Raw genomic sequence first — 14,005 nt, forward strand, 5'->3', positions numbered from 1 at the left:
CCCGAGGCAAGCGGGCGTGGCCCCGACGCCGGCTACATGTAGCCGAGGTCCGACAGTTCGTCGGCGATGCGCGCGGTCGCTTCGCTGTCCGTGCCGGCTCCCGCCGTCGCCGCGGCCGCGGCTGCTGCCGCGGCCGTGGCCAGGGGCCGCGCGGCCAGGGTCTCGGGCGTAAACGCCGCCGTGAGCACCCTCCCGTCCATGTTCTCCGGCACGGCCTCGCCCAGGGCGTAGAGCAGGGTCGGCGTGACGTCGGGCATGTCCGCGCCCGAAAGTTCCGCGCCGGCGACGACGCCCGGCCCGGCCAGGGCGAACACGCCGTGCTGCTCGTGGCGGCCGCTCCATTTGTGGGGCGCGAAAAGGCCGGTGGGCGCGCCCTGGCCGTAGAGCGCGATTTCGTGGGGCACGAGCACCTGGTAGCCCGGGCCGCACAGCGTCACCACGTCGGGCGCGTCGGCCACGGCGTCGCCGGTGTAGAGCTCCTCCCGGGCGTGCACGGCCATGAAGGGATGCTGCCCGGTTTCGGGATCGACGATGGCAGCCAGCCCTTCCTTGAGCCGGCGCGTCAGCGCCTCCCGGTCGCCCGGGCCGACCACGCGCGGGTTGAAGAAGATGCCGCCGGCGATGCCCTCGGAGACGCAGGCCGAGCGCTCCCAGTCCACGATGGCGGAAAAAAGGTTGTTGATGCGGGCGTGGGCCCTGGAGCGGCCCTTGCGTCGCGCGGCCACGACCGACGCCGGCAGCACGGCCTTGGCCACGGCGGCCGCGGCCCGGCGCAGCGCCGAGGGCGGCCGGCCGGCCAGGGCGGCGAGCTCGCCCGAGAGCACGAGCAGGCCCTGGTCCATGAGCCAGCGGTTGAGGAAGATGGCCCGGCGCAACGGCCCGGCCCCGTGGTCGGAAACGAGCGCCACGGCCGCGTCCGGCGGGCAGGCGGCGACGATGCGGCCAAGTGCCGCGTCCAGGCGCTCGTACACGGCCTCGATGGCCTGGCCCAGGCGCGCGTGCAGGGGGTGGGTCGGGTCGCGGTAGGCCCAGAAGAAATGCTGCACCCGGTCGGATTCCATGAAGACCGAGCAGAAATAGTCCAGGGGCCGGCGCTCCATGAGCCACAGCGTCAGGTCGCAGCGCGCGGTAACGCCGGCGAGCAGGTTTTCCAGGTAGCGCGCCGGGTCCGGGTCCATGGCCGGCGAATCGCGGCACATGGCCGGGCCGAAGCGCGCCTCGATCGCGGCTTGGAGTTCGGGCGGGTGCACGAAATTTTCCGCGTCCGACGGGGTGAACATGCCCGGGACGACGAAGCCGTCCACGGCGTCGGGCGGCCAGGTCACGGGCACGTTGACCGCGCCGGCGGGCCGTCCGCGCGCGGAGAGCACGGACCAGACCGGCGCGACGCGGCGCATGGCCGCGGAGACGAAACGCACCGCGTGGCTGGCCGGATCGAGAGTCAGGGCGTCGAAGATGCCGTGGCGGCCGGGCGAGGTTCCGGTGGCGAAGCTCGTCCAGGCCACGGGCGTGACCGGCGGCACGGTGGAGCGCAGCCGGGCGTGGACGCCCCGGGCGAGGAGCGCTGCGAGGTGGGGCATGCGCCCGGCGGCAAGCAGGGGGGTTATGATGTCGAACGTGGCTCCGTCCCAGCCGACGACCACCGCGCGGGAGGCTTTCATGGGCGTTCTCCGGATGCGCCCGCGCCGTGCGGGCGGGGTTTGGCGACCGAGCGCAGTTCCGCCAGGTCGTGGGGGCCGAAGGCCTTGAGCCCGACCAGCACGCCGGCGTAGACCAGCGCGCCGCACGCCGCTCCGACGAGGGGCGCGTGGCGCAACAGCAGGCAGGCCCCCAGGCACGCGCCGCCGGCACACAGGACCCGCAGCAGCGGTCCCAGGGCGTGGGGCCGGAACTCGTGGCGGGCGGCGAAGCGCGTGGAAAAGACCAACAGCCAGGCGTAGGAGCAAAGCGCCACCACGGCCGAGCCCACGGCTCCGTAGCGCGGCACGGCGTAGGCGTTGCCCGCGACGTTGAGCGCCAGGGCGGCCGCGGCGTAATAGAGTGCGTAGCGCTGCCGGCCGATGGCCACCAGGACGTTGTTGACGAGCATGTCGAGGGCCAGTGGGGCCAGCGCCAGGGCGAGCAGGCGCAGGACCATGGCCGCGCCCGCGAATTTCTGGCCGAAAAGGAGCGTGCAGGCCGGTTCGGCGTAGACGGCGAGCAGGATCGAAGGCAGGGCCATGATGTGCAGGGTGTGGCGGAAGATGAGCCGGAAAAGCCGCCGCGCGCCAAGGGGGTCGATGGGGGCCAGGCGGGCCAGGGCCGGAAAGACCGCGAGCATCAGCGCCTGGGGCAGGATCTCGAGCTTGAGGATGAATTCGTGGGGGGCCTGGAAATCGGCCACGGCCGCGGGATCGGCCAGGAAGGACAGGGCCAGGGTGTTGGCCCGAAACAGGTTCTGGTGGAAAAAGACGCCGAGCCCCACCACCGAGGCCGCGCCGAGCATGCGCCACAGCCCTTTCCCGTCGAAGCGCAGGGACGGCCGCGTCAGGAAGCGCCAGACCACGCCCCAGGCCAGCAGCATGTGCAGGAGCGCGGCCAGGGCCAGCCCGGCCAGCACGCCCGGGTAGCCGAGCCGAAGCCACAGCGCCGCGCCGACCAGCGCCACGGAAGCAAGCCCCGACACGATGGACAGGGGCGGTTCGTAGCCCATGCGCTCGTGGGCCTGGAACACGGCGCAGCCGAGCATGGTCAGCGACCGGCAGGCCTCCAGGCAAAAGGCGAGCCCCAGCCCCAGCCGGACCCCGGGGCCATAGCCCGCGAACACGGCCACGCCGGCCAGCGCCACGCCCGAAAGCGCGATCATGCCCAGGCGCAGCACCAGGGCCTGGCCGATGATGGCCGGTCCCTGGCCCGGCATCGCGGCCATCTCGCGGATCATGATCTGCTGGATGCCGAAATAGGTCATGGCCGCCACGGCCCCGGCCAGGGCCGTGACCGAGGCGTAGGTGCCGTAGGCGTCGAGCGGCAGGCCCCGGGCCGCGGCCAGGAGCACGAAAAAGCCGCTGGCGATCTGGACGGCGCGCGACAGGGCCAGGGCCAGGAAGTTGCGGGCCAGGGAGCGGGGCGGCGTCACGTGGCGGGGTTCTCCCGGGGCAAGCGTCACGGCGGCGTCACTTGGCGGCGTCGAGGTCCACCGTGACGTCGCAGCGCATGCCTTCCTTGATGCGCAGGTCGGGGTTTGGCAGGGTCATTTCCAGTTCGTAGAAGGAAGGCTGCTGCAGCATGGCCGGCTGGGCCACGAAGTCGATCTTGGAGATGGTGGTGTGAAAGGGCTGCCCCGGCATGGCATGGAAGAACACGGTGGCCTTGTCGCCGACCTTGAGCTTTTGCGCCGCGATCTCGTGGACCGAGGCCCGGACGATGATGGGGTCCAGGCGGCCGATGGAAATCAGCGAGGCCTGCTTGGTGAAGGCCATGCCCGGCACGAGGCTGGAGTTGGTCCACAGCACGTAGCCGCTGCCCGGGGCGCGGATGTAGCCCACGCGCGGCAGATGGCGGATGTCCTGGTCCTTGCCGTACTTGGACTTGGCGATGATGACCGCGTTGTCGTAGCGCTGCTGGGCCAGGTCGCGCTTTTCCCGGAGGAAGTCGCGCTGGAGCATGAGCGCTTCGATTTCCCGCTGGTTGTAGCGGATGGTGTTGGGCGCGACGGACTGGTCCGCGGCCTGGTTTTCCAGGTCCGCCTGCTGCTGGCGAATGACGTCGAGCTGGTGCTCCACAAAGGCCAGCGCGTGGTCCTCGTTGTTGAGGTCGGCGCGGGAAAGGGCCTGCTTCTCGGCCATGAGGTTTTCAAGCGGCATCTCGTAGGTGATGAGGATCTGGTCCTCGTCCACCTTGTCGCCGACCTTGAGCGGCGCGGACAGGATGCGCAGCCGGCGCATGTCCGAACCGAGCTCCGCGGCGGATCTCTCCCGGGTGCTTTTTTCCTTGGGCAGTTCGTAGACGTTGGCGGTGATGCCGCTGCCCTGGCTCACGCCCTTGTCGGCCTTGGTGACGAAGGGCCAGGTGATCTCGTACTTGATGGGGCAGTAGCTCTTGCCGAGAAAGGTCAGGACCTCGGCCCGGGCCGTGGCGGCCGGCAGCAGGGCCAGGCACAGGGCCAGGCACAGGGCCAGGGCGGAAAGCGTGCCGGCGAAAAAACGCGTGGATGTCATAAGTTGCCTGAATGCCATTGAGGTTGTCGGCGCGCGCTATCGGATTGGCGCTCGCCGGAGCATGGCGCATTGGCTCTTACACCATAACCGGGTGGACCACAACGCGCGGCCTCGCCTTGCGATCGCCCCGGAAATCCCTTACCAGAAGGCAGTTTGACGACCCTCGGGGAAATTCATGCCGACAGTCCGCCAGTTTGCCTCGTCGCGCGGCCCGCGCCGCGCCCTCGCGCTTGCGGCTTGCGCGGCCGCGCTGCTGGCGCTGCTGGTCGCCTGCGCGAAGCCTTCGCCGCCCCCGCTGGCGGGCACCTCGAAAAACGCCGCCGCCGGCATGGCCGCACGCCGGGCGACGCTCGGCTACGGCGACGAGATCACCGTGGCCGTGTGGCGCAACGACGATCTCAAGACCACGGCCCGGGTGGATGAGCGGGGCGGCATCAACCTGCCGCTGGTCGGCGACGTCAAGGCCGGCGGCCGCACCGTGGCCGAACTGCGCGCCGACGTGGCCCACGCCTACGCGAAGTATGTCGTCGATCCCCAGGTCACGGTGACGGTGGCCACGCTGCGCAGCCAGACGGCCCTCGTGCTCGGCGAGGTCAAATCCCAGGGCGTGGTTTCCGTGGACCACGACATGAACCTGTTCGAGGCCATCGCCAGAAGCGGCGGCTTCAACGACAACGCCGGCCGCTCCACGGTGGTGCTGTTGCGCCCCGAAGGCGACCGTCCGCGCGCCTATATCCTCGACATGCGCCTGGGCACGTCCGTCGGCCAGGGCGTGGTCGGGTTCAACCGCTACCTCGAAGGCGGCGATATCCTCTACGTGCCCAAAAGCACCTGGGCCACGGTGGAGGAGTTCATGGGCCACATGACCTCGGCGCTCAACGCCGTCATCAACGCCGAGCGCTTCGTCATCTTCATGCCCCAACTGCGCGACGCGGTGAACGACCTGTTCAAGGGGCCGACGACCACGACGACGGTCATCAACAACCAGTCCCAGCCCGTGGCCGGCGAAGTCTTGAGCAACAGCCAGGGCGGCGTCTTCACGGTGCAATAGTGGAACTGCGCCAGCTGCTTGCCCTCCTGTGGCGCCGCCGCGCGCTCATGGCCTGGACGTTCGCCGCGATTTTCGGCGGGCTGCTCGCGATCGCGCTGCTTTGCGAGACGCAGTACGTCGCCTCGGCCAAGGTCTATCTCTACCATTCCGCGACCAAGGCCACGCTGCTTAACCGTGTGTCCCTGGATTCGCCCATGGTCAGCAGCGCTTCGCTCACCGACACCGAGCGGGCCACCTACGAGGACTTGGCCGTCACCGTGCCGGTGCTGCGGCCGGTGATTGCCGAGCTCGACCTCAAACGCAAGCGCAAGTCCCTGCAGGTGCTCGAATACGTTCCCTTCGTGCGCCTGCTCATCGACCATTTCTGGCCCCGGTTGGGCCTGCGGCCCATGACCTACGAGGAGCTGACCAACAAGTCCCTGGTCCATGTCCTTTTTCCGCGGCCCTATCTCAAGGCGGCCATGATGGAGGACTCGGACATCCTGGAATTCTCCTCCTCGGCGTCGTCCCTGCGCCTGTCCATGGACCTGGCTAACGCCGCGGCGCGGTCCTTCGTCGCGCGGGAGTCGGCCATGCGCCAGGACGAATGCCGCGCCGTGGCCGAAAGCGCGGCCCGGGAGCTGCCCAAGGCCAAGGCCAGCTACGAACAGGCCCTGGCCGCGCAGCAGGAAGTGCGCAGGACCGAGAAGATCGTGGACCTGACGACCGAAGGCCAGCAGCTCGTCTCGCGCTACTACACCCTGTCCGCGGACCGCGACGCCAACCGCCTGAGCCTCATCCGGGCCCAGGGCATGCTGGCCAACGTCAAGGCGCAGCTGGCCAGGCGGCCGGAATTCCGCAAGACGTCCGAGGCCACGCAGCGCTCGTCCCTGATCGATTCGGTCAAGCTCACCCTGCGCGACCTCTACCTGGACCTGGCCGCGGCCAAGGTGCGCCTGACCGCGGAGCATCCGGCGGTGAAGGAAATCGAGAACAAGATCGCGGAAGCGAAAAAGATCATCAAGGGCGAGGCGCAAAAGGTCTTCGGCTCGGAAACCGTGTCCACGGACCCGACCTGGAGCTACCTGAGCGAACGCGCCGCCGAATACGCGTCCCAGGTCGCGGGCTACGAATGCCAGGACGAGGCCTTCGCCACGCTGCTCGCCGGCGTGGAGAAGAAGGCCGACGCCTTTCCCGGCCGGGCGGCGGCCTCGGCGCTGGTGGCCGCCCGGGTGGACGCCAACCAGGCGTTTCTTTCCAATCTCAACCAGATGGAAGCCATGGCCAAGGCCGGCGAGGGTATGGACCTGTCCATCGCCCACGTCGTGGAGCCGGCCGAACGGCCGGGCAAGATTGACGATTACATGCGGCCCAAGCTGTCGCTCATGCTCGCGGCGGGTATCGCGGTCGGGGCGTTCCTGGCCGTGGTCGCGGCCCTGGCCGCGGCATGGACCGACGCCACCGTGGGTACGCGCGAGGCACTGGCCGAGGCCGGCACGCGGGTGCTCGGGGCCGTGCCCCGGCGCGACCTCCCGGCGCGGGGGCAGGCGCTGCGTCGGCTGCGCGAGGCGATTTTCCCGGCGGGCGACGCGACGGCCCCGGTCGTCGTCATCGCGGGGGCCGACGACGCGGACGGCGACGCGCCCCGCCTGGCGTTCGACCTGGCCCGGGCCGTGGCCCGTGGCGGCACGCGCACGCTGGTCGTGGACGCGGATCTGTGCGCGCCGCGTTGCCCCGATACGGGTTGCGCGGGAGACACGGCGCATCGGCATGGGCTTGTGGCCGGGCTTGCCGGGCTGCCGCCCGGTCCGGGGCTGGCTGAGGCGCTTTCCGGCGAGGTCGCCCTGGACGCGGTGCTGGTGCCGGGTTCGGAGCCCGAACTTTTCGTCTTGCCGGCCGGCCGGGAACTGGCTTTCGAGGCCGCGGACCGGCTCATGGACGGGCCGCGCCTGGGCGAGACGCTCGCCGTGCTCGGCGGGCGCTTCGACCGGGTGCTGGTCGCGGCCGCGCCGTTTTCCCGCTCGGGCGACGCCTTGGCGTGCGGCCGCGCCGGCGCGGCCGTGCTGCTCGTGGCCGGCCTTTTCCGCACGCCGGCCCGGGCCGTGGCCGAGGCGGCCGAGGCCTGCCGCGCGGCCCTTGGCCGCGCGCCCGCAAGCGTCCTTTCCGGCGTGCCGGCCGACGACCTGTCCCCCCGCGAGCAGTGGCGGGCGCTGACCGCGCGGTTTCGCCGCAAACGGCCCGTCCGCGTCGCCTGATTTTTCCCCGCAGGATTACAGTGTGCTCACGTCCACGCCGCGTTCGGCGGCGATGCGCGCGCGCAGCCGCTCCAGGCGTGCCGTCAGGTAGGCCAGTTCGTAGGTCTCCGGCAGCTCGTGGAAATCGGCCATGTCCGGGTCGAAGCTGTCGAGATCGATGACCACGCGTTCGGCCACGAGACGCACGTAGTCGGAATAGCTCGGAAAATCGAGAGGTTTCCCCGGGGCGCGCAGGCTGCGGGCAAAGGCCAGGGCTTCGGCGTAGGCATCGGAATCGAAAAGGCCGGCATCGGGCTGGGTCATGGCGTCCTCCATTTCCTTCACATCGTTCCCGGTCAGGGCCTGGGGTCGGCCCAGGCCACGACCACCGTCCGGCCGTCCGGGGCGTGGAAGCGGTAGGCGTATGCGCCGGGCCCGAGCGACAGTGCTTCGGGCTTTGGCGCGCAGCCTGCCAATTTGGCGCAAAGGCGGCGATAGGTAAAGAAGGCGAGCTTGGGCGAGCCGTCCGGCCTGTCCGGGCTCACGCGCGGGTCCGTGGTCAGGCCGGCGTGGTCGAACAGGTCGCCCCGGAAGCGGAAGCCCTCGCGCAGCATGGCCCAGAAAACCTTTTGCACGCCGAGCGAAAGCGCATAGACGCCGCGCCGCACCAATTCCGCGGCCTGCTCGCCTTCGCTTTGGGGATTGAGCCCCGGCGGGGCGGCCGGCGCGCCGCTGTAGGTCGCGGTTTCGGTCATCCAGAGCGGAACGCGGGAAAATCCCGTCGCGTCGAGGGCCTTGCGCGCCGTGGCGGTCATGGGCGCAAGCTCCCGGTAGTCCCCGGCCCGGCCGAACAGGTGCAGGTCGAAGACATCGAAGCCGCGTCCGTGGAGCTTCTCCAGCACCGGTACGTAGTAGGCCTCGAAATTGCGGGAGAAATCCTCGCCCGATACCCCGGCCAGGAGCACCTTGGCCTTGGGGTCGGCTTTTTTGATCAGCCGTTCGGTGCGTAGCGCAAGCGCCGCGAACCCGGCGGCGTCGTTGCGTGCCCGCGACAAATCCAGTTCGTTTTCGAACTGCCAGGCGGCGACCCGCGCCACGCCTCTGGGCGGGTGCGCGCCGTAGCGCGTGACCAGCGCCGTGACAAAGGCGTCGTAGGCGGCCGGCGACGGGCCGAGCGCCCAGGAGCCGTCGGCCTTGACCGCCAAGGGACCGGGCGCCCCGGGCGCGACAGGCGGGGCCTGCCCGTCCTGGCGCAGGCGCGCGGGCAGCATGATCGTGAGCATGGCCCGCATATTCGAGCCCATGGCCGCCAGTTGGGCGTCCAGGCGCGAGAAGTCGAAGCGGCCGGCGGCAAGGTCCGCGTCGGACTGGATGTCCACCCACCAGGCCACGCCCCGGTGCCAGCCGAGGCCCAGGTCATGGGCCAGGGCAAAGGGCGGGTTTTCACCGCGAAACGTGGCCGGATGCGCGCCAAAGGGCGAGGCGAGGCGTTCGGCCGGCGTCGGCGGCGTTTCGCGGGGCGTCTCCTCGATGAAAACCGGCGTGTCGGAAAGGGTCAGCGTCGCATGGCCGCCGCTTGCCGTAACGGTCGTCGCCGGAAACTGCGGCGCGCCGTCCACCATTGTCGGCACGGCCGGGGAGACGGTCAGGCGCGCCGCCGTGGTCGGCAGGGAAACGGTCAGGGCCACGGGCGGCCGCGGCGCGGTCGGGGCCTGCGCCGCGCCGGGGGCTGCGGGAAGGGCCGGTCGGCCGGCTGTGCCGGGAAGAGGCGGCCGGGCGGGTGCGCCCCCGAGGGGTTGCCCTGGCGCGCCAGGGGCCTGGGCCAGGGGGCCGGGACCGGGCAGGGGCGCGCCTTGCGCCGGGGCGGGCTGCGCGCCTTGCCCGTCCAGGCGGCCGAGGGTCCCGAGCGCCAGCAGGCAGGGGTGCAAAAGCGGCGGCAGGGCCTCGGGTGTGCCAGCCTGGGACGCGCGCATCATGGCCGAAAGCGTCGCCGGCGGGCAGACCTGTTCGAGGCCGGTGAACGCGCCGGAAAAGCGCATGGCCCCGAACAGGTCCTGCAATTCGCGCAGGCGCGCTGGCGCGTTGGCCGCGTCCGTGGGCTCGCTGCGCTCACGCGCGGCAATCTGCTGCGCCTGCCGCAGCAGCATCTCCGGCGCGGGCTGGGCCGGGCAGGGCGTGGGCAGGCAGGCCAGGAGGCCCGACAGGCAGAGCAGGGCCGCCAGGCAGGCAAGCGGGCGCGAGGAGTTCTTCATGGGTGGTCTCCGGCGCGGGGCGCGGCTTCGCCGCGGCCGCTTCCCTGCGGGCCACGCGCAGGGAAGCGGCCAGGACGGCGACGTAGAGCCAGGCGAAGCGCGACACCGGCGAGGTCAGGTCGTGGTCGATGGCGCTGTGCAGCCCGAGTTCCGCCAGGGCAGCCACGGCCACGGCCGTGAAAAGGACGTGTACGGACCCGGGCGGTCCTCGGCGCAGGACGTTGGCCGTGGTCGCGGCCAGGACCGCGAGCCCGAGGATGCCGGTCAGGCCGCCGGCAAGCCCCAGGTCGAAGAAGAAGGCCAGCCAGAGGCTGTGCACCTCGGGCTCGTGCGTGTGCCAGATGAACCCTCCCGGGCCAAGGCCGAGCAGCAGCAGTTCGGGACGGTTGGCCATGACCGACAGGGCCTGCTTCCACATGCGGAAGCGCGCGCCCGAACCACTGACGTTGGAAGTGGATTCGGTTTTCTTTTTTGCCGAGAAGATGAGCGGTCCGGAATAGCCGAAGCCGACGAGCATGCGGTCGATAAACGACGGCTTGCCGGCCAGGATGGCCACGGCCAGGGCGAGCACGAGCAGGGTGGAGCGGCTTAGAAGCCGCTTGCGGCTTGGCGCGTGCAGGAACAGGAACGTGCCGGATGCGCCGAGAAAGCCCAGGATGGCCCCGCGCGAACCCGAAACCACCGCGAAGGTGAGAAAGACGAGCGCGAGCAGGCCCCAGGCCGCCCGGGCCAGACGGCGGGACCCAACGGCCAGGCCCATGGCGATGAAGGAGGCGAAAACCAGGAAGCCGCCGGACTGGTTGGCCGAGCACAGGCCGCCGATGCGGCCCCAGCGGGCCTCGGAAAAGAGTTCGAAGTTGAGTTCCGCGCCCGTGCCCAGATGCACCGTGCCGGCCCAGTCGTAGAGCGCCCCGCAGACCATGGTCGCGCACACGAGCACGGCCGAGGCGGCGAGTGTCAGGCAAAGCGCGCGCAGCCGCCGGACGTCGGAGACGGCCGCGACCAGCATGCAGAAATAAAGGACGTCGAACGCCAGCGTCGCCAGCTGCCCCAGGGCGAAGTCCGTATGCGGCGCCCAGCTCAAGGCCAGCAAATGCAGCGTGGCCACGACGGCCACGAACGGGGCGAGCACGGACAGGTTTTCGCGGCGCAGGGGCGGCCGCCGCGCGCCGTCAAGGGCCGCCCGGGCCAGAAAGCCCAGGCACAAGGGCGGGATAAGAAGCATGGCCGGGAAGAACTGGCTGACCACGCCCGGCGCGTAGGTGAGCTTGAGCGACGGCGTGCCGACGAACACGATGGCGGTGGCGACGAGCAGTCCCGCGAAGGGAAACAGCGCGACAAGCCCCGCGCCGGCAAGTGCCCCTGCCACGGCCGCGCCCCGCCAGTCCGCGCACACCGCCGCGCCGATCGCCGCGAGGGCCGCCAGGCCGCAGGCGGCAATCAGCTGGGATCGAAAAGCAGCTACGCGTGCCATGTCAGGCGACCGTTTCCGCCAATCTCGGCGTTATCTTTTCGCAATCGCTGCATCAAACCGTTCCCGCTCGGCCCTTCCCCCCCTTTCGGGAGGTCCAGGAGGGGCAGTGCCCCTCCTGGCCGCCGGAGGCATCTTCTCTCCGCAATTCCCCACCTCACCTAACCTAATACCCCGGCCAGCCGGGGTAGCCGGGGCCGTAGTAGGGGCTGCCCGGGGCCGGGCGTTCCGGGGACGGGGCGGCCTGTTTGCCGCTTTTGGCGGGCTTGGCGGCCTTGGCCGCGCCCAGGGCTTCGACCTTGGCGGAGAGGGCTTTCACTTCGCCGGCCAGCCGGTCCAGGGCCTTGGTGTCGTCCTTGGGGGCTTTGAGGGCGTCGAGCTTGCCGGAGAGCCCGGATACGGCCTGGCGCAGGGCGGAGAGTTCCTTTTCCACGGCGGCGGGGTCGCCGCAGGGGGCGGTGGCCGTTAGGGCGCGCACTTCCTGGTCCAGGGCGGCCATGGACACGCGCAGCCGCTCCTGGGACATGCCGAGCCAGATCACGCCGGCGAGGTTGAGCAGCAGCGCGATGACGCCGGCCGCGGCCACGCGTCCCCAGGGGAATTCCTGTCTGTCCATGGGCCGTCCTCCTCGCGCGCGCCCCGGGCCGTGGGCGTGGCCCGGGGCGCGGTCGGACCTACAGCTTGGGCAGGGTTTTCATGGTGCGGATATTGTACCAGCGGTCTTCGTCCGCGAGCTTGCCCGAGGCGAAGGCCTCGGCCACGTCGCGGATGCCGTCGGCCACGCCGTATTTGGGCGCAAATCCCGTGGCGAGCAGCTTGTCGGAATTTTGGCGATAGGAGCGCGGGTCGTTGGACGGCTTGATCTCGATTTCCGCCGGCGCGACCGCGACGATCATCTTCGCCAGATCGAGGATGGAAATGTTCTCGAACCCCGCGTTGAAGATGCCGGTGTACTTGTCGCCGGTCGCGAGGAAATGCAGGAACACCCGCACGATGTCCTTCATGTGGATGTTGGGCCGGGTCTGGTCGCCGCCGAGCACGGTGATGTGCTTTTTCGCCAGGGCCTGCATGGTGAGCAGGTTGACGGCCACGTCCAGGCGCATGCGCGGCGAGTAGCCGCAGACCGTGGCCGGGCGGATGATCTGCAGGGCGAACTTGTCGGCGTAGCTCAACAGGACGCGCTCGCTGACCATCTTGGTCTTGTTGTAGTCGGAGATGGGCACGCAGGGCAGGTCCTCGGTCACTTCCGGCTCGTCCTTCACGCCGTAGACCGAGCCCGAGGAGGCGTGCAGGAACTGCTTTACGCCGCAGGCGGCGGCTTTTTCGGCCAGCTTCATGGTGGCCAGGCAGTTGACCTCCCAGGTCAGCTTGGAATCCAGATCGCCGCAGGGGTCGTTGGCCACGTTGGCGAGGTTGATGACCGCATCCATGCCCTCCATGGGCACGGCGTCGATGTTCCGGGTGTCGCCGGTGATGGCCGTCAGTTTCGGGTGCTCGGGGATGTGGCGGCCGAACCAGCCGATGTCGAAGGCCGTGACTGCGTGGCCGAGGGCGAGCAGCTCGGGCACGAGCACGCTGCCGATGTAGCCGAAACCGCCGGTGACGAGTATGCGCATGCGTTTTTCCTTTGAAGCGTTGTGTTGGCGACGAGGTCGCGTCCTCGACGCCATACACCATTTGCGAAACGGCCGCCAGACATGCTACCGCCCGGCATCTTCCAGGGGGTTTCCACCATGCGCTTGCTTCGCGACGCGCTCGTCTGGGGCTACTGGCACCCGTTCAAACACCTCGTCTGGGCGTTGCCGGACGGCGCGGCCCATGCCCTGGCCGGCGCCCTTGGCCGGCTGCTCGGACGCGTGCCCAACGCCAGACTCGCCGGCATGGCCGAGGCCGCGCGCTGCATTCCGGGCGTGCCGGACGACCCGGCCGCGCGGCTGGCGCTGGCGCGCAAGGCGCTGGTGGAATTTTGTCGGACGGACGTCGAGGTGTTGCTTTTCCCGAAGCTCACGCCCGCGCGCACGGCGGCGCTTGTGACCATCGCGGGGCGCGAGCGCCTGGACGCCGCCCTTTGCACGGGGCGCGGGGTCATGCTCGCCTTCGGCCACTACGGGGCCAACCAGATGATCATGCCCGCCATCGGCTACGCCGGCTACCGCATGTGGCAGCTTTCGGCCCCGGCCACGGCGCTCAACGAAAAACTCCCCGAGGCGCGGAGCGCGCTCGTGCGGCGCACGCGGGAACTGCGCTGGGAGCACGAGCAGACGCTGCCCGTGACCCACGTCAACGTCTTCGGCGGGCTCAAGGAGGCTTTCTCCTGCCTGCGCGGCGGGCACGTGCTCGGCGTCGCCGTGGACGGCGGCGGCGGCGGCAAGCGCGCGGCCGTGCCCTTTCTCGGGCGCACGGCCGCGTTTTCGCTCGGGCCCATGGAGCTTGCCGGCAGGACGGGCTGCGTCGTGCTGCCCTGCTTCATGGAGCGCGCGTCAGGCGGCCGGCTGACGCTGTGTATCGAGGAGGCGCTCCCCGACGTCGCGCCCGGTCCCGAGGCGGCGGCGCGCGCCACCGCGCGCATGGCCGAGCGCCTCTCCCGCGCGGTCGAGGCCAACCCCAGCCATTACCTCTATTTCCTGTCCTTCCGCCTGCTCATGGAAAAGGGCGGCCACGAGCCGTTTTTCGTCGACGACGGCGCGGTCGCCTAGGCCGCTTGCGACGCCTTCGGCCGGGACTGTGCCTTCTTGCGCGGGCGCTTGCGCGTTCACGGGAGTCCCGGCGAGGTCGCGCGTGAGCCAGCCCGAGCGCGTGGCCGTCAGAAGCCCCCAGAGCGT

10 protein-coding genes are annotated in these 14,005 nt (G+C 70.4%); 3 read left to right on the plus strand and 7 right to left on the minus strand.

What is annotated here, in order from left to right; all coding sequences use genetic code 11:
* Nucleotides 1–32: 32 nt before the first annotated feature.
* From Q368_RS0102440 to Q368_RS0102450, 3 genes are read right to left on the minus strand one after another with little or no spacing between them, the layout of a single operon-like run.
* Nucleotides 33–1,661 carry an alkaline phosphatase family protein gene (locus Q368_RS0102440; RefSeq protein WP_029457143.1) on the minus strand — a complete coding sequence of 543 codons (1,629 nt, stop codon included), beginning with the start codon at nt 1,659–1,661 and terminating at the stop codon, nt 33–35.
* A complete protein-coding gene (locus tag Q368_RS0102445) occupies nt 1,658–3,115 on the minus strand; it encodes an oligosaccharide flippase family protein (RefSeq protein WP_029457144.1) in 1,458 nt (485 codons plus the stop codon). The genes Q368_RS0102440 and Q368_RS0102445 overlap by 4 nt, the downstream gene beginning before the upstream one ends.
* Nucleotides 3,116–3,152: 37 nt before the next feature.
* Entirely contained in the window at nt 3,153–4,196 is a 1,044-nt protein-coding gene (locus tag Q368_RS0102450; protein ID WP_029457145.1) for an efflux RND transporter periplasmic adaptor subunit, read from the minus strand.
* Between the two features lie 175 nt (nt 4,197–4,371).
* On the opposite strand from Q368_RS0102450, the gene Q368_RS0102455 reads away from it, so the two are divergent.
* The gene (locus Q368_RS0102455) at nt 4,372–5,247 is read left to right on the plus strand and encodes a polysaccharide biosynthesis/export family protein (protein ID WP_029457146.1); all 876 of its coding nucleotides are present in this window, start codon (nt 4,372–4,374) and stop codon (nt 5,245–5,247) included.
* Nucleotides 5,247–7,481 carry a GumC family protein gene (locus tag Q368_RS0102460; protein ID WP_029457147.1) on the plus strand — a complete coding sequence of 745 codons (2,235 nt, stop codon included), beginning with the start codon at nt 5,247–5,249 and terminating at the stop codon, nt 7,479–7,481. The genes Q368_RS0102455 and Q368_RS0102460 overlap by 1 nt, the downstream gene beginning before the upstream one ends.
* A 15-nt stretch (nt 7,482–7,496) precedes the next feature.
* Here Q368_RS0102460 and Q368_RS0102465 read toward each other — a convergent pair whose 3' ends face one another.
* The 4 genes from Q368_RS0102465 to Q368_RS0102485 form a co-directional block, all read right to left on the minus strand.
* On the minus strand, nt 7,497–7,784 hold the full coding sequence (locus Q368_RS0102465; RefSeq protein ID WP_029457148.1) for a hypothetical protein: 288 nt from the start codon (nt 7,782–7,784) through the stop codon (nt 7,497–7,499).
* Between the two features lie 1,785 nt (nt 7,785–9,569).
* A complete protein-coding gene (locus tag Q368_RS24330; protein ID WP_084158645.1) occupies nt 9,570–11,186 on the minus strand; it encodes an O-antigen ligase family protein in 1,617 nt (538 codons plus the stop codon).
* Between the two features lie 163 nt (nt 11,187–11,349).
* A complete protein-coding gene (locus tag Q368_RS0102480) occupies nt 11,350–11,799 on the minus strand; it encodes a hypothetical protein (protein ID WP_029457151.1) in 450 nt (149 codons plus the stop codon).
* 58 nt (nt 11,800–11,857) lie between these two features.
* Nucleotides 11,858–12,799: an NAD-dependent epimerase/dehydratase family protein gene (locus tag Q368_RS0102485; protein WP_029457152.1), complete on the minus strand. Its 942-nt coding sequence runs from the start codon at nt 12,797–12,799 to the stop codon at nt 11,858–11,860.
* 117 nt (nt 12,800–12,916) lie between these two features.
* On the opposite strand from Q368_RS0102485, the gene Q368_RS0102490 reads away from it, so the two are divergent.
* Nucleotides 12,917–13,879, plus strand: a complete 963-nt coding sequence (locus Q368_RS0102490; RefSeq protein WP_084158660.1) for a lysophospholipid acyltransferase family protein — start codon at nt 12,917–12,919, stop codon at nt 13,877–13,879.
* Nucleotides 13,880–14,005: the final 126 nt, after the last annotated feature.

It is taken from the genome of Solidesulfovibrio alcoholivorans DSM 5433 (genome assembly GCF_000702665.1).
GTDB classification, from domain to species: Bacteria; Desulfobacterota; Desulfovibrionia; order Desulfovibrionales; family Desulfovibrionaceae; genus Solidesulfovibrio; species Solidesulfovibrio alcoholivorans.